The following is a 15778-nucleotide window of genomic DNA, read 5'->3' on the forward strand; positions in this document are numbered from 1 at the left end:
TGGCACCCACGCGGTGTCGCCCCTCGAATACCCACCTGGGCGTTTCCTGACACCAATCCTGGGTACGGCCGCAGACGAGACCCTGCCTCGGTCCTGGCCTGCCTCGGTCCTGGCCTGCTCGGTCCTGGCCTGCTCGGTCCTGGCCTGCCCCGGACCCGGGCTTGACCGGCCCCGAGCCGGCCTGCCCCAACTCCGGGCTTGATCGACTCGGGTTTCAGGAAGTCGGGCGGTCCCGCCTGCCTGGACACGTCGACTTCCTGCAACCCGAGTCGATCAGCGCGGCGGGCGGCCCGGGTCGATCGGCGCGGCGGGCGGTCCGGGTCAATCGGCGCGGCGGCAAGCCGGGTCGATCAGAGCGCGGGCCGGTCGGGCGGGGCTGGCTATCCTTGGCACCTGTGCCAGAGGGACACACGATCCACCGCCTGGCGGCCCGGCACGCCGAGCTGTTCGCCGGGGACAAGCTGCACGCCGCGAGCCCGCAGGGTCGCTTCGCCGAAGGTGCCGCCCGGCTCTCCGGGAGCGTGCTGGAGGGCACCGAGGCGTACGGCAAGCACCTGCTGCACCACTACGCCGGCGAGCTGACGCTGCACGTACACCTCGGGTTGTACGGCAAGTTCGCCGACGGGCCGGGGGAGCCGCCGGAGCCGGTCGGTCAGGTGCGGCTGCGGCTGGCCAGCGACCGGCACTGGCTTGACCTGCGTGGACCCACGGCCTGCGAGCTGCTCACCCCAGCCGAGGTGGCCGCACTGCGGGACCGCCTCGGCCCGGATCCGTTGCGCGGCGATGCCGACCCGGAGCGGGCGTACGCCCGGATCTCGCGCAGCCCCACACCTCTCGCCGCGCTGCTGCTGGACCAGTCCGTGGTGGCCGGCACCGGCTTGATCTTCGTGACCGAGGCGCTGTTCCGGGCGGGGCTGCCGCCCACGATGCCGGGTCGACAGTTGACCAGAACCGGCTGGGACACGCTCTGGGCGGACCTGGTCGGGTTGATGCGGCTCGCGGTCGAGCACGGCCGGATCGACACCGTCCGCGACGCGCACCTGCCGGAGGCGATGGGCCGGCCGGCGCGGGTGGACCGGCATGGTGGCGAGGTGTACGTCTACCGCCGCCCGGGATCGCCCTGCCACGTCTGCGGCACCGAGATCAGCCGCGGCGAGTTGGCCGGCCGCAACCTGTACTGGTGCCGCACCTGCCAGACCAGCTGACCCGCCCCGCCCGCCCGGCGCCCCGCCCCGCGCGATCTTGCAGTTTCGGTTGTCGGGATGGGTGGATATGCACCCTAGGTTGGGGCAGAAAGTGCAAGATCGCGGGGCTGGGCCGGGCACCACCACCCCGTGATCGCCGAGCCGGACCTCAATCGGTGTCGAGCAGCCAACGGACCACCTCGATCTTCTCGGGGAAGACGGTGTCGTCGGCGACGCTCCAGGCCAGCGTTTGCCCGATCGTCCAACCCCGGACCCGTTCCCGGTCCAGCACCAGCTCGGTGCTGAGCCGGTGCAGTCGATGCCGGACGGCGGCCGGTGAGTGGCCCAACTCCGGGCCGCGCACCATCGGCACGACCGAGAACTCCCGTTCCCCGGTCAGCGGCTTCGGGTCGATCGCCAGCCACGGCCCCCGGCCGGCGGCTATCGCGTCGGTGGCTATCGCATCGGCGGCGAGCGCGTGGGTGGCTACCGCGTCGGCGGCGAGCACATTGCCGGCGTGCAGGTCCTGGTTGACCAGCACCTGCTCACCCTGGCTCGACGCCAAGCCGGTGAGCAGGTCGAGCGCCGCGTCGAGCAGCCGCCGTTCGTACGGCCGACCGGCTCGTTCCCACGCCCGGGGCATTCGGTCGACCCAGCCGACGGCCTCCTCGGCCAGCGGGGTGAACGGCGCGCCGGCTGGTCGCCAGAGCCGGGGCAACAACCCGATCACCACGTCCAGCGCTCGGTCCATCGGAAGATCGTGCAGGGGAGTGCCGGGGTGACAGCGTTCCACCAGCAGGGCGCGCCGCCCGGGATCGTGGGCGAGCAGGCGGATCGCTCCGTCGCCGTCCCAGTGGGCCAACGCGTCGGCCTCGTGCCGGCTGTCCTCGTCGGGGTACTGGAGCTTCAGCACCGCCGCCGTGCCGTCGGGCAGGTCGGCGGGGAGTGCCAGTGAGGCGTACGCGGATCGGAAGGGCGGCCCGAGCCGTAGCGACCACCGCTCGGCGCACTCCGTCAGCCACATCGGGAGCGCGGCCAACCAGTTCCGACCGGCCGGTGACCCGCGTACCCAGTCAAGTCCCTCGGGCAGATCCATCTGGCCCTCCTGAGCCCGTGCGGGGATTCTTGGCGGCTGCCAGGTTGCCTCAGCCGGGCCACGGCGTTCACACGGTGGTCCACAGTGGCTAGCGTAGGGCCGTGCAAATTGGCGTGAACGTACCGAACTTCGCCCCGGGTACCGACCCCGACGTGCTGCGTCGCTGGGCGCAGACGGTCGAGGGTCTCGGCTTCGACCTGTTGATGGTCTCCGATCACATCGCGGTGACCCCGGACGTGGCCGAGCAGTATCCGGCGCCGTTCTACGAGCCGTTCACGACGCTGTCCTGGCTGGCCGGGGTGACCAGCCGGGTCCGGCTGGGCACCACGGTGCTCATCGTCCCGTACCGGCACCCGCTGCTGATGGCCCGGATGGCGGCGAACCTCAACCGGCTCAGCGGCGGCCGGCTCGTCCTCGGCGTCGGCGTCGGTTGGGCCCGGCAGGAGTTCGAGGCGCTCGGCGTGCCGTTCCGGCAGCGCGGCGCGTTGACCGACGAGTACCTGCACACCATGCGTGCGGCCTGGCAGAACACCGAGGACTACGACACGGCTGCGATCCCGATCTGGGTCGGCGGCAACAGCGAGGCCGGCATGCGCCGCGCGGTACGGCTCGGTGACGCCTGGCACCCGCTGCGGGTCACGCCCGGACGGCTGACCGAGGCGGTCGGACGGCTGACGGCCATCGCCGACGAGTTGGGTCGCCCGGTGCCGGCGTTGGTGCCGCGGATCGCGCTCCAGGAGACCAGTGCACCGAGCACCGACCCGGACCGGCTCGCCGGCGTCGGCACCATCGATCAGATCGTCGCCGACCTGGACAAGCTTCGTGCGCTCGGCGCGGAGACGGTGGTGCTGGACCCGTTCAACGGCGACCTGACCGAGATCCGCCAGCCCGAACGCGCCTGGCGGACCCTTGCGGCCGTGGCCGCACACCACAGAACCCAGGAGGATGGATGACCCCCGACGACGAGAAGTTTCTCCGCCACGCCGTGGAAATCGCCAGGCGGGCGGGGGCTTCGGGCGAACGGCCGTTCGGCTCGTTGCTGGTCAGTGCGGACGGCGTCGTCCTGATCGAGGACCACAACACGGTGGTCTCGGACGCGGACATCAGCGCCCATCCGGAGTTGAAGCTGGCCCGCTGGGCGGCTCGGGAGCTCTCGCCCGAGGTGGCCGCCGGCACCACCATGTTCACCAGTTGTCAGCCCTGCGCGATGTGCGCGACGGCGATCGACCGATCCGGCCTCGGGCGGGTGGTGTACGCGCTGTCAACCGAGCAGTTCGAGGAGGTCAAGCCGGCCACCCCGCCGTTGCCCCCGGTCCGGTACGAGGGGCCGGCGTTGTTCGACGAGGCACGCCGGCCGATCGACGACTACTACTGACCGGGCCGGTCTGAGGTGCCTGGTAGGTGAGGGCGAAACGCCCCGTCACGTCCACCGTCACGACACCCCGGCTGCGCCGACGCCGAGGGCTGCCCCGGGTGCTCAGGCCGTGTTGCGGACGCGTGCGCGCCACAGGTCGTCCTGAGTGCCTGCCTTGTGCCAGAGGTGGGCGACGCCCTCCGGGCCGAGGTCGTCGAGGGGTACGAGGAAGTCAGTGGACAGCGTTCTGGCGAATTCGTCGACGTCGGCGATCATGCGGGGGGTGCTGGCGGCGGCGCCCAGCCGGCGCAGCGTCCGGGACAGCAGGACCAGGGTGTGGTCGACGCTCGGCCGAGCGGCCATGAGCGTGGTGACGTACGCCGAGGCGGGGGACGTGGACAGCTCCCGGGAGTGGGTGGCGAAGTCGGCGACCTCCCGTGGCTGCAAGCGCAGGTCGTAGGAGGCGATGGTTCCGCCGGGGCGGTGGTGGAAGCGCCAGGTATCCGGATCGAGCCGCTCAAGCCGGTAGGCCAGGCTGCCCTGAATGTGGGGCCCCTCCCGCAGCGGCAACGGCTGGATGAATCCGTCGCCGATGCCGGCGTCGGCCAGCCAGCGTCGGCCACCGAGGTCGACCAGGAGCGCGTTGTGGTTGCCCCACATCGCCTCGCCGCGGGTAGCGCGCATGACTGCGGCCTCCACCATCGTCACCTGGAAGCCGGCCAGGCGCAGCAGCATGGCCAGGCCGGCGTTCTGCTCGTAGCAGTAACCGCCGCGCCGCCGCCGCACGAGCTTGTCGAAGAGCGCCTCCGCATCGAGGGCGATCGGCCGGCCGAGCTGGATGTCGAGGTTTTCGTACGGCACGGCGTGCCGCCATGCCTGATGCAGTGCGAACAGCGTTTCCACGTCGGCTGCGACGCGCCCGTGGTGCCCGATTCTGTGCAACGTCTGGGTCATCGCTGCCTCTGTGTCCATCACCGGCCTCCTAAGTGAGGGAAGTTCCTCCGATTAGGAAGTGTAAGTGAGAGAGTTGCGTCCGTATACTGATCAGGTGAAGAACGAGAGCCCCAGGCTCCGGGCGGACGCCAGGCAAAACCGCGAACAGATCATCGAGGCGGCCCGCGCACTCATCGCCGAACGCGGTGTCGAAGTGCCGATGGAGGAGGTGGCCCGCCGCGCCGGTGTCGGGGTCGCCACCCTCTATCGCCGATTCCCCGACCGTGAGGCTCTGGTGCGCGGGGTCGCGCTGGACGGCTTCGACCGCGTGGTCGCCATCGCTCGCGACGCCGAAGACGAGGAGCCGGACGCGTGGCATGCGCTCGCACGCTTCGTCCGCCGCGCAGCCGCCGAGCTGAGGCTGGCGACCTGGCTGTCGATCTGGTTCACCAGCACCTGGGAAGAGCTGCACGCCGAGCCCGAGGAGCAGCGGCTCCGTCATGCCCTGCTGAAGATCCTCGACCGGCTCGTCCGCCGCGCCCAAGCCGACGGTGACCTGCGTCCCGACGTGGACGCCGGCGACCTGACCCTCATGATGGCGCTGCTGCTGCGGCCACTGCCCGGCCTACGCGCCGAGCTCACCCAGCGCAGCGTGGACCGCTACCTGGCCCTCATGCTCGAGGGCCTGCGTGCTGGCCCGGACGTCCAAGACCTTCCCCCCGCCGAGATCGGCCTGGTCGACCTCGGGGGCGCCTGATGGATGTGGAGACGCGGACATCGCCACAGCAGGGCGGCCGTCCCCGTTGCGGTGTGACGCAGCCGGAATTGACAGTCGGCCGGCTGCCGGAGCAGGGTTGAGCGGTGACAACGATGTCAACGGGCAAATGGGAGGAAAAGCCTCCCGCCGCGCGCCGACCCTGGCCAGTCGATTCGTGGCGTACCGTTGGCGGTTTTGCGGCGCGGACCCGGTCCGTCCGCCGATCCTGGCCGTATGTCCCTTTCCTACCCGACGGTGACCAGCTGAGATGACCGACGTGCCCCGATCCGACGCCGTAACGACCCCCGCTCCGGAGGGGTCGCCAGACCTGCCCGATCTGGACGAGTTCCTCGTCGACCAGAGCCGGACGCTGCTCGACACCGCCCGCCGCTCGGTCCGGCCCGAGGGCGGGTTCTGGTGGCTCACCGACGACCGCACCCCGGATCGCGGCGAACCGATTCACACCTGGATCACCTGCCGGATGACCCACGTGGCCGCCCTCGCCCACCGCAACGGCGATCCGGACGCCGCCGCCCTGGTGGACCACGGGATCGCCGCGCTCAGCACGCTGCTGCGTGACGACCAGCACGGCGGCTGGTTCGGCGCGGTGGACCAGCAGGGTGTGCCAGTCAACGATCGCAAGGCCGGCTACGACCACGCGTTCGTCCTGCTCGCCGCCGCCAGCGCCGCGCGCGCCGGACGGCCCGGCGCGGACCGGCTGCTCGCCGACGCGCTGGCCGTCGTACGCGACCGGTTCTGGGACGACGACGCTGGCGCGGTCCGCGAATCGTGGAACCGGGACTGGACGGTCACCGAGGACTACCGGGGCGCCAACAGCAGCATGCACATGGTCGAGGCGTTCCTCGCCGCTGCCGCCGCCACCGCCGACGCGAGCTGGGCCGACCGGGCGCTGCGGATCGCCAGCCACCTGGTGCACGGCGAGGCGGCCCGGCACGACTGGCGGCTGCCCGAGCACTTCACCACCGACTGGACGCCGCTGCCCGACTACAACCGGGACCAGCCGGCCGACCCGTTCCGGCCGTACGGCTCCACGATCGGGCACTGGCTGGAGTGGGCCCGGCTGCTGCTGGAGTTGGAGGCGGTGCTGCCGCAGCCACCCCGTTGGCTGCTCGCCGACGCCCGGGCCCTGTTCGCCGCCGCGGTGCGTCGCGGCTGGGCGGTCGACGGCGCGGACGGCTTCGTCTACACCATCGACTGGGACGACCGGCCGGTGGTGCGCTCCCGGATGCACTGGGTTCTCGCCGAGGCCATCGGTGCGGCGATCACCCTGCACCGCCGCACCGGGGACGCGGTCTACCTCGACTGGTACCGGGTCTTCTGGGCGTACGCCCGCCGCAATCTCATCGACCAGACCGGATGGCGGCACGAGTTGGACGCGCAGAACCTGCCCGCCGACACGGTCTGGCACGGCCGACCGGACGTCTACCACGCCTACCAGGCGGTACTGCTGTCCCGCGCGGCCGACGGGCTCGGTGGCCCCGGCCCGCTCGCACCGGGGGAGGCGACCGCGTGATCGTCGTCGCGGGTGAGGCACTGATCGACCTGGTCGTCACCGCCGCGGGGCAGCGGGCCGTGCCCGGTGGCTCCCCGGCGAACGTCGCGGTCACCCTGGCCCGGCTCGACCAGCCGGTCCGGCTGCTGGCCCGGCTCGCCGGCGACGAGTACGGCCGGCAACTCATCGAGCATCTGAGCGCCAACCGGGTGGACCTGGAGTGGGCCGTTCGCGCCGGGGAACCCACGTCGGTGGCGGTGGCCACTTTGAACGCCGCCGGGCAGGCCAGCTACGAGTTCCGGCTGGCCGGTGCGGCGGACTGGCAGTGGACGCCGCAGGAGCTGCCCGATCTGAACGGGTCAGCGGCGATCGCGCTGCACACCGGGTCCCTCGCGCTCGCGTTGGCACCCGGCGCGGACGCGCTGGAGGGCCTGCTCGCCCGGGAACGCCAACGCGACGGGCTCACCGTCTCCATCGACCTCAACCTGCGACCGAGCATCGTCACCGACCGGGCGGCGGAGCAGGAGCGGGTACGCCGACAGATGCGCCTCGCGCACCTGGTCAAGGCCAGTGACGAGGACCTGGCCTGGCTCTACCCGGACCGTTCGGTGGCCGACGTGATGACCGAGTGGCGGGCGGCCGGCGTGTCCTGCGCCGTGGTGACCCGGGGCGGGGACGGCGTCTGGCTGCTCGCGCCCGACGGCTCGCTGCACGAGGAGCCGGCGGTCCGCACCACCGTGGTCGACACCGTCGGTGCCGGCGACTCGTTCACCGGTGGCCTGCTGGCCGCGCTGGCCGACCTGGACGCGCTCGGTGACCGACCGGCCGATCGGCTCGCCGCGGTGACCCCGCAGCAGTGGGCGGAGGTGCTCCGACAGGCCGCCACGGTGGCCGCGTTGACCTGTGGCCGCCGGGGCGCCGACCCGCCGACCCGCGCCGAGGTCGAAGCCCTGCTCAAGGCCGCCTAGGTCAGGCCGCGCTTCAGCAGTCTGGTGGGTAGGACCGTGGTGGAGGGTGGGGTGTCGTCGCCGGCTACTCGTTGGAACAGGCGCTCGGTGGCGACCCTCGCCAACTCCCTCGTGTCGTACGCGACGACGGTCAGCGGTCGGGGCATCAGGTGGGCCAGTTCGAAGTCGTCGAAGCCGACCAGCGCGGCGTCGCTGCCCCGTCGGTGCAGCTCCTGGAGCGCACCCACGGTGAGCCGGTTGTTGGCGCAGAAGAACGCGGTGGGCGGTTCCGGAAGGTCGAGCAGGGCGGCGACCGCCCGCCCGGCCTCCTCGGGCGCGATGAGCCGTTCGCGGATCAGCGACTCGTCCGGCTCGACTCCGGCGGCGTCCAGCGCCGCCCGTGCCCCGGCCAGCCGCTCGCGCATGGTGGGCACGCTCGGCGCGCCGAGCAGCAGCCCCACCCGTCGGTGCCCCTCGTCGAGCAGCGCGTTGACCCCGGCGTGGCTGCCACCCCGGTTGTCCAACAGCACGGCGTCGGCTTGCAGCCCCTGCGGTGGCCGATCCAGGAACACCACCGGCATACCCAGCTCGACCTCACGACGCAGGAACGAGTGGTCCAGGCCCGCCGGCACCACCAGCAGGCCGTCGACCCGGCGCTGGGTGAAGTCCTGGAGCAGGGCGCGTTCCCGCTCCGGGTCCTCCTCCGACGACGCGGTGATCAACATGGTGCCGTGGGCGGCGGCGATCTCGGCGGCGACGCTGGCGATGGTCGCGTAGAACGGGTTGGCGATCTCCTCGATCAGCAGCCCGACGGTGGCGTTGAGCTGCCGGGAGCGCAGGTTACGAGCGATGTCGTTGCGCCGGAAGCCCAGTTCGGCGATGGCGGCCAGCACCCGGCCGACCAGCTCCTGCCCCACCGGCTCGTCGTTCACGACCCGGGAAACCGTCTTCAGGCTGACGTCGGCCCGCCGGGCCACGTCCACCATCGTGGGACGCCGACGCGTGGTCGGCCGGGTCGGGGTCTGGGTCACGGGGTGGTCCTCCACGGCGGGCGCGGGTCAACGGTCGAGGGCGGCGAGCGCGTCGACCGCTTTTCGGGCGGCGATGAGCACCGGATCCCACACCGGCGCGTACGGCGGAGCGTAGCCCAGGTCCAGCTGCGTCATATCGTCCACCGTCATGCCGTTCCACAACGCCACGGCCAGCGAGTCGATCCGTTTGGCCGCCTCGGACCAGCCGACGATCTGCGCGCCGAGCAACCGGCCGCTGGGGCGCTCGGCGATCAGCTTGACCGTCATCGGCCGGGCACCCGGGTAGTAGCCGGCCCGGTTGGTCGACTCGGCGATCACCGAGACGAACTCGAAGCCGGCCGCCGTGGCGTCGCGCTCGCGCAGACCCGTTCGACCCACCTCCAGGTCGCACACCTTGGTCACCGCCGTGCCGATCACGCCCGTGAAGGTGGCGTACCCGCCGCCGATGTTGATCCCGGCGACCCGGCCCTGCTTGTTGGCGTGCGTGCCGAGCGGCACGTGCACCGGCAACCCGCTGACCCGGTGCAGGGTCTCCACGCAGTCACCGGCCGCCCAGACCCCGGGGTGCCCGGGCACCCGCATCATTCTGTCCACCCGGATCGCGCCGGTCGGCCCGAGGGGCAGCCCGGCCGCCTCCGCGAGCGCGGCGTTGGGGCGTACGCCGAGACCCATCACCACGACGTCGGTCGGGATCGGCCCCTCGGCGGTGACCACGGCGGACACCCGGCCGTCCCGTTCCTCAAGGCCGGTCACCGGCAGGCTGCCGCGGATCGTGATGCCGAGGCCGCGCATCGCCTCGGCGACCAGCTCGCCCATGTCGCCGTCAACCGTCGACATGGGCTGCTCGCCCGCCTCCACCAGGGTGACCGAGAGGCCCCGTTGGATCAGGGCCTCGGCGATCTCGACGCCGATGTACCCGCCGCCGACCACCACGGCCCGGCGCGGCTGCGGCTCGGCGTCCAGCCAGTCGCGTAGCGCCGCACCGTCGTCGAGGGTCTGCATGCCGAACACGCCGCCCGCCTCGGTGACCGCCCACGGCGGCTTCACCGGCACCGCGCCGGTGGCGTACATCAGCTCGTCGAAGCGCTCGCGGACCTCGCCGCCGCCCTCCAGGTCCCGGGCCACCACCTCGCGGCGTTCCAGGTCGATGGCGGTGACCTCGTGGCGCATCCGGACGTCCATCGCGTACTTCGTGCGGAACGTCTCCGGGTCCCGGGCGATCAACGCCTCCGGGCCGGGCACCAGGCCGCTGATCCAGTACGGGATGCCGCACGCCGAGTAGGAGGTGAAGTGGCCCCGCTCGAAGACCACGATCTCCAGGTCGGCACGGTCACGGCGGCGTCGGGCCTGGGACGCCGCCGACATTCCGGCGGCGTCCCCGCCGATGACGATCAGCCGTTGCGCCACGGGTCCCATCCTGTCACGCGGTGATCAGCCGCGGGTCTGCCGCGCGACGTCCTGCACCACGTCGGTGAGTCGGCCGGTGCGCTCGAACACCGCGCGTTGGCGTGCCGCGCCGCTGCCGTGCCGACGCAAGCCGCCCAGCAGGTCGGTCACCTCGGCCCAGTCGCCGTGCTGCTCCAGCGCCGGCCGCATCCGCTCCACGAACCGGTCCAACAGCTCCCAGGCCGGGCGCAGCTCACCGTTGGTGACGTCGACGGCCTCGCCTTCCAGGCCGTCATGGGCGGCTCGCCAGTGCGCCCCGACCAGCAGGTGGTGGTCGGTCTGCAACGCCGGACGGCCGGCCTCGACATCCGCCATGGCGGTGGCCACCAGCGCCCGGACCAGAGCGGCGACCAACACGGCGTCGTCCACCGACGGGCAGACGTCGCCGATGCGCAGCTCCACCGTCGGGTACTTCGCCGACAGCCGGGCGTACCAGTAGAGCATTCCTTCGTCGAGCATCACCCCGCTGGAGATCAACTGGCGGATCAGCCGCTGGTAGTGCTCGTGCGACTCCAGAAACGGCGTCGGGGCCACCGACGGCCAACGCTCCCACTCCACCGAGCGCCAACTGGCGTAGCCGGTGTCCTCGCCCCGGGCGAACGGCGAGTTGGTGGTCACCGCGTGCAGCATCGGCAGCCACGGCCGGACGTGGTTGAGCACCTGCACGCCGGTGTCCGGGTCGGGCACCCCCACGTGTACGTGCATGCCGTTGTTGCCGGGGCCGGGAACGAGCAGCCGGAACCGCTCGATCATCCGGTCGAAGCGGGGCTTGTCCACCACCGGGGGCACCGGGCCGTCCACCGGGCCGGTGCCGATGGCGAGCAGGCGTACGCCGGCCCGCTCGGCGGCGTCGGAGAGCGCCCGGCGCAGCACGCCGAGGGAGTGCCGGATCGATGAGAGCTCCAGGCCGGGCGGGCTGCCGATCTCAATCTGACTGGTCTGGAACTCCCGCTCCACCTGTCCGCGAAGTTCGGCCGGCACCTGCTCCATGACCAGGTCCACGGCCGGCACCGCGGCCCCGGTGTGCGGGTCGACGAGCAGGAACTCCTCCTCGACACCCACGGTGAGCAACCCGGTCGCCGCAGCCATGTCGCTGGGCGCCTCCGCCACCTGACCGGTCATCGACATCACCCGTCCGTTTCTACCGTCCGCGGTCCGTCCGCGTTGGTCCGCCGTTGGTTACCCAACGTGGCGATGCCGGGAAACGTGGCGGCGGCACGTCGTACTCGGGTCGGGCCGCCGGATTCGGCCGGGCGGCGTGACAGCGGGTCCTATGCTGGGCCCGTGCCGGTGCTGCTGGGCTACCTCGGGGTCGCGTGGATGTCCACGTTCGCCCAGCTCACCCTGCTCGCGGGCCGACCGGTCGACCTGCTCGCCGGTGCCGCGTTGACCGCCCTGGTGCTGCTCGCGGTCGTGCTGGCGGCCCGGGTGCACGACCGGGCGGGCGCGCCCGGTGCCGGGCCGCGGTGGGCCGGCTTGCGGGCCCGCTCCCGAAGTCGCCGTATGCCCCGCCAGATCGACCCGGATGCGGCCGGTCGGCCTCGTCCCCGTGCCCCGGGGCACCCCTCGGCCGCGTAGCGCCTCGCCGCCGCGCGGCCGATCCCGCCGTCACCGGCCCCCCTTGCTGAGCGGACGCCGCCCGGGGGAGGGCCTCACCGGAATCGGACCGAGGGGTTTTCCATGCTTGCCTTCGCACCACTGCACGACGTCGTCGGCGCTGCCGGCAGCGCGCTGTCCTGGCTCACCGAACTGCTCGAACCACTGGCCGGCGGCGCGGCGACCGCCGCCGCGATCGTGCTCTTCACCATCGCCGTCCGCCTGCTGATCTCGCCGCTGACCGTCGCGCAGGTCCGCGGCGAGCGGCGCCGCGCGGCGCTCGCCCCGCAGGTGCGGGACCTTCAGCAGCGGTACGCCGACGACCCGGCGACGCTTCAGCGTGAGGTGTTCACGTTGTACCGCGAGGCTGGCGCGAACCCGATCGCCGGCTGCCTGCCGTTGCTCCTGCAAGCGCCGTTCCTGCTGGTGCTGTACCGGTTGTTCAGCACCAGCGAGGGTGGCACGGGGTTGCTGGACGAGCGGTTGGCCGGCGTGCCGCTGGGTCACCATCTCAACGACGGGCTGGCCGGTGCGGCCGGACCGCTGTTCGGCGTACTGCTGGTGGTGTTGCTGGCGGTGGCCTGGTGGTCGTCGCGGCGGGCCCGCCGGGCGTCGGCGGCGGTGGGCACGGTGGCCGGTACGCCGACCGAGGGGCCGGGGGCGGCCACGCTTGGCCGGCTGCTGCCCCTGCTGCCGTTCACCACCGTGCTGGTGGCGCTGGTGCTGCCGCTGGCGGCGGTGATCTACCTGGTGACCACGAGCGTGTGGTCGGCCGTGGAGCAGGCGGTGCTCCGGCGACCGCAGCGACCCCGACGGCCAACATAGATCGACGTTGACAACTGTGTAGACGGGACGTACAACTCTGAGAGAGCGCTCTCTCGATCCGTCCCCCCGCAGAGAGGCACGTCCATGCCACCTCCCCTGGCGGCCACCGCCGCCCCACCCGTCCGACGCCGCCTGCTGGCGTCCGTCCTGGTCGTCCTCACCACCACCGCCCTGGCCGGCGTCACCATGACCGCGCGGGCCGCCGTTCCGCCACCACCCGCCGGCTGGAGCACGGTCTGGAGCGACGACTTCACCGGCGCGGCCGGCACCCTGCCGTCGGCCGCCAACTGGATCATCGACACGGGGCACAACTACCCGGGTGGCCCGGCCAACTGGGGCACCGGCGAGATCCAGAACTACACCGCCAGCACCGCCAACGTGAGCCACGACGGCGGCGGCAACCTGCGGATCACGCCGCTGCGCGACGGCGGGGGAGGCTGGACCTCCGCCCGGATCGAGACCGTGCGCAGCGACTTCAAGGCCCCGGCCGGCGGCGTGCTGGCGATCGAGGGCCGGATCCAGATGCCGAACGTCACCGGTGCGGCGGCGTCCGGCTACTGGCCGGCGTTCTGGGCGCTGGGCGCGCCCTACCGGGGCAACTACCAGAACTGGCCGGGCATCGGCGAGTTCGACGTGATGGAGAACGTCAACGGCATCAACTCCGTCTGGGGCGTGCTGCACTGCGGCGTCGCCCCGGGTGGGCCGTGCAACGAGTCGAACGGGCTCGGCGCCTCCCGGGCCTGTCCGGGCGCCAGCTGCCAGTCGGCGTTCCACACGTACCGGTTCGAGTGGGACGCCTCGATCAGTCCACAACAACTGCGCTGGTACGTCGACGGGCAGCTCTACCACACCGTCACGCAGAGTCAGGTCGGTGCGTCCGCCTGGTCCCAGATGACCTCGCACGCCGGCTACTTCCTGCTGCTCAACGTGGCGATGGGCGGTGCCTTCCCGAACGGGGTGGCCGGCAGCGGCACGCCGACCGCGGCGACCGTCCCGGGTCGACCGATGCTGGTCGACTACGTGGCCGTGTACCGCCGGGGTGGCGGGACCACCCCGCCGCCGACCACCCCGCCGCCGGGCGGGACGAGGGACGCGTACGGGCAGCTCCAGGCCGAGTCGTTCAACGCCCAGAACGGGGTGGCCGTCGAGGCGTGCGCCGAGGGCGGGCAGAACATCGCCGCGCTGCGTAACGGGGACTGGGCGCGCTACGACGGCGTCGAGTTCGGCTCCAGCGGGCCTCGCGACTTCGTGGCCCGGGTCGCGTCCGGTGCGGCGGGCGGGGTGAGCGGTCTGGTGGAGGTGCGGTTGGGCAGTCCGACCGCGGCTCCCATCGGCAGCTTCGCGATCGGCAACACCGGCGGCTGGCAGAGCTGGCGCTCAGTGCCCGGCAACGTCGGCGGCGGGGTGACGGGCCGGCACACCGTCTATCTCACCTTCACCAGCGGTCAGCCGAACGACTTCGTCAACGTCAACTGGTTCACCTTCCGCCGCTGAGGCGGACGCTCTGCGGCCTCCCGTCGTGCCGCCCACGCGACGGGAGGTCCGCTCATCCGGGCAACCCCTGGACAGAAACAGTTAACTGTCTTAATAATTGACGGCAAGGTTGACGTCCATAAATGCCCGTCCGGGCCCGGAGGGTCGCATGAAACGCTCCAGATCCCTTGTCCTGTCCCTCGTCGCCGCCCTCGTGGCGACAATCGGCGCGGCCTGGGTGGCGCTGCCCGCGTACGCCGCCGGAGCCACCGCCAGCTTCGTCAAGACCGCCGAGTGGGGCTCCGGTTGGGAGGGGAAGTACACCATCACCAACAGCGGCAGCTCGACCATCAACGGCTGGAGCCTCGCCTTCGACCTGCCGTCCGGCACCACCCTCGGCAGCTACTGGGACGCGTTGCTCAGCTCCGCCGGCCAGCGGCACACCTTCACCAACCGGTCCTGGAACGGCACCATCGCCCCCGGCGCGTCGGTCTCCTTCGGCTTCCTGGCCAGCGGCTCCGGCTCACCGAGCGGCTGCCAGCTCAACGGCGCGTCCTGCGGCGGTGGCACCCCGCCCACCACGCCACCGCCCACCACGCCGCCACCGACCACCCCACCGCCCACCACGCCACCACCCACGGACCCGCCCACCGGTGGGCTGCCGAAGCACCTGCTCACCGGGTACTGGCACAACTTCGACAACCCCGCCGTCGAGCTGCGGCTGCGCGACGTCCCCGCCGAGTACGACCTGGTGGCGGTCGCCTTCGCCGAGGCCACCGCGACCCCGGGCGCGCTCACCTTCGGCGTCGACCCCGGGCTGTCCGCCGCGCTCGGCGGGTACACCGACGCGGACTTCACCGCCGACGTCCGCACCCTGCACAGCCGGGGCAAGCGGGTGATCCTCTCCGTCGGCGGTGAGACCGGCCGGGTCACCGTGAACGACTCCGCCTCGGCCACCGCGTTCGCCGACACGGCCGCCGCGCTGATCGCCCGGTACGGCTTCGACGGGATCGACATCGACCTGGAGAACGGGCTCAACCCGACGTACATGGCGCAGGCGCTGCGTGCGCTGCGGGCCAAGGTCGGGTCGGGCCTGATCATCGCGATGGCGCCGCAGACCATCGACATGCAGAACCCGGCCGGCGGCTACTTCAAGCTGGCGCTCGACATCAAGGACATCCTCACCGTCGTCAACACCCAGTACTACAACTCCGGCGCGATGCTCGGCTGCGACCAGAACGCCGCGTACGGCCAGGGCACGGTGAACTTCATCGTCGCGTTGGCCTGCATCCAGTTGGAGGCCGGACTCCGCCCCGACCAGGTCGGCCTCGGCCTGCCCGCCGGAGCGGGGGCGGCCGGCGGCGGCATCGTCGCGCCCAGCGTCGTCAACGCCGCCCTGGACTGCCTGGCCCGGGGCACCAACTGCGGCAGCTTCCGCCCGCCGCGCACCTACCCCGGCATCCGGGGCGCGATGACCTGGTCGGTGAACTGGGACGTCAGCAACGGCAACGGCTTCGCCCGCACGGTGGGCCCGCACCTGGACACCCTGCCCTGACTGTGAGGCTGGCCGGGTTGGCCTGATGGTGATGGGCTGATGGTTGGTAGCAGCGGACGTGACTCTTG

15 protein-coding genes are annotated in these 15778 nt (G+C 72.1%); 10 read left to right on the forward strand and 5 right to left on the reverse strand.

The window, feature by feature from the left end; genetic code table 11:
* The first annotated feature begins 395 nt into the window (after positions 1-395).
* Positions 396-1205, forward strand: a complete 810-nt coding sequence (locus AC5L30_RS20590; protein WP_494869165.1) for an Fpg/Nei family DNA glycosylase — start codon at positions 396-398, stop codon at positions 1203-1205.
* 148 nt (positions 1206-1353) lie between these two features.
* On the opposite strand, the gene AC5L30_RS20595 is transcribed toward AC5L30_RS20590, so the two are convergent.
* Positions 1354-2280, reverse strand: a complete 927-nt coding sequence (locus AC5L30_RS20595) for an aminoglycoside phosphotransferase family protein (protein WP_494869167.1) — start codon at positions 2278-2280, stop codon at positions 1354-1356.
* Positions 2281-2381: 101 nt separating this feature from the next.
* On the opposite strand from AC5L30_RS20595, the gene AC5L30_RS20600 reads away from it, so the two are divergent.
* Both AC5L30_RS20600 and AC5L30_RS20605 read left to right on the forward strand, forming a co-directional pair.
* Positions 2382-3233 carry an LLM class flavin-dependent oxidoreductase gene (locus AC5L30_RS20600; protein ID WP_494869168.1) on the forward strand — a complete coding sequence of 284 codons (852 nt, stop codon included), beginning with the start codon at positions 2382-2384 and terminating at the stop codon, positions 3231-3233.
* Positions 3230-3655, forward strand: coding sequence for a nucleoside deaminase (locus AC5L30_RS20605; protein ID WP_494869169.1), 426 nt, complete (start codon positions 3230-3232; stop codon positions 3653-3655). Before AC5L30_RS20600 ends, AC5L30_RS20605 begins: the two co-directional genes overlap by 4 nt.
* Before the next feature lie 102 nt (positions 3656-3757).
* On the opposite strand, the gene AC5L30_RS20610 is transcribed toward AC5L30_RS20605, so the two are convergent.
* Entirely contained in the window at positions 3758-4606 is an 849-nt protein-coding gene (locus tag AC5L30_RS20610) for an arylamine N-acetyltransferase family protein (protein ID WP_494869170.1), read from the reverse strand.
* A gap of 76 nt (positions 4607-4682) precedes the next feature.
* On the opposite strand from AC5L30_RS20610, the gene AC5L30_RS20615 reads away from it, so the two are divergent.
* From AC5L30_RS20615 to AC5L30_RS20625, 3 genes are all read left to right on the forward strand, one after another.
* Positions 4683-5324 (forward strand): TetR/AcrR family transcriptional regulator, encoded by a 642-nt coding sequence (locus AC5L30_RS20615; protein WP_494869172.1) that lies wholly within the window; start codon positions 4683-4685, stop codon positions 5322-5324.
* 268 nt (positions 5325-5592) lie between these two features.
* Positions 5593-6858 (forward strand): AGE family epimerase/isomerase, encoded by a 1266-nt coding sequence (locus AC5L30_RS20620; protein ID WP_494869173.1) that lies wholly within the window; start codon positions 5593-5595, stop codon positions 6856-6858.
* The gene (locus AC5L30_RS20625) at positions 6855-7805 is read left to right on the forward strand and encodes a carbohydrate kinase family protein (protein WP_494869174.1); all 951 of its coding nucleotides are present in this window, start codon (positions 6855-6857) and stop codon (positions 7803-7805) included. The genes AC5L30_RS20620 and AC5L30_RS20625 overlap by 4 nt, the downstream gene beginning before the upstream one ends.
* Here AC5L30_RS20625 and AC5L30_RS20630 read toward each other — a convergent pair.
* The 3 genes from AC5L30_RS20630 to AC5L30_RS20640 all read right to left on the reverse strand — a co-directional run bounded on the left by AC5L30_RS20630 (position 7802) and on the right by AC5L30_RS20640 (position 11389).
* Positions 7802-8770 (reverse strand): LacI family DNA-binding transcriptional regulator, encoded by a 969-nt coding sequence (locus tag AC5L30_RS20630; RefSeq protein ID WP_494869199.1) that lies wholly within the window; start codon positions 8768-8770, stop codon positions 7802-7804. The genes AC5L30_RS20625 and AC5L30_RS20630 overlap by 4 nt on opposite strands.
* A gap of 72 nt (positions 8771-8842) precedes the next feature.
* The gene (locus tag AC5L30_RS20635; RefSeq protein WP_494869175.1) at positions 8843-10222 is read right to left on the reverse strand and encodes an FAD-dependent oxidoreductase; all 1380 of its coding nucleotides are present in this window, start codon (positions 10220-10222) and stop codon (positions 8843-8845) included.
* A 24-nt stretch (positions 10223-10246) separates the two neighbouring features.
* Positions 10247-11389 carry a carboxylate-amine ligase gene (locus AC5L30_RS20640; protein WP_494869176.1) on the reverse strand — a complete coding sequence of 381 codons (1143 nt, stop codon included), beginning with the start codon at positions 11387-11389 and terminating at the stop codon, positions 10247-10249.
* 156 nt (positions 11390-11545) lie between these two features.
* On the opposite strand from AC5L30_RS20640, the gene AC5L30_RS20645 reads away from it, so the two are divergent.
* The 4 genes from AC5L30_RS20645 to AC5L30_RS20660 all read left to right on the forward strand — a co-directional run bounded on the left by AC5L30_RS20645 (position 11546) and on the right by AC5L30_RS20660 (position 15710).
* Positions 11546-11839: a DUF6412 domain-containing protein gene (locus tag AC5L30_RS20645; protein WP_494869178.1), complete on the forward strand. Its 294-nt coding sequence runs from the start codon at positions 11546-11548 to the stop codon at positions 11837-11839.
* A 102-nt stretch (positions 11840-11941) separates the two neighbouring features.
* The gene (locus AC5L30_RS20650) at positions 11942-12682 is read left to right on the forward strand and encodes a YidC/Oxa1 family membrane protein insertase (protein ID WP_494869180.1); all 741 of its coding nucleotides are present in this window, start codon (positions 11942-11944) and stop codon (positions 12680-12682) included.
* 84 nt (positions 12683-12766) lie between these two features.
* Entirely contained in the window at positions 12767-14176 is a 1410-nt protein-coding gene (locus AC5L30_RS20655) for a carbohydrate-binding protein (protein ID WP_494869181.1), read from the forward strand.
* A gap of 148 nt (positions 14177-14324) precedes the next feature.
* Positions 14325-15710, forward strand: coding sequence for a chitinase (locus AC5L30_RS20660; RefSeq protein WP_494869183.1), 1386 nt, complete (start codon positions 14325-14327; stop codon positions 15708-15710).
* Positions 15711-15778: the final 68 nt, after the last annotated feature.

It is taken from the genome of Micromonospora sp. BQ32, from assembly GCF_059358895.1.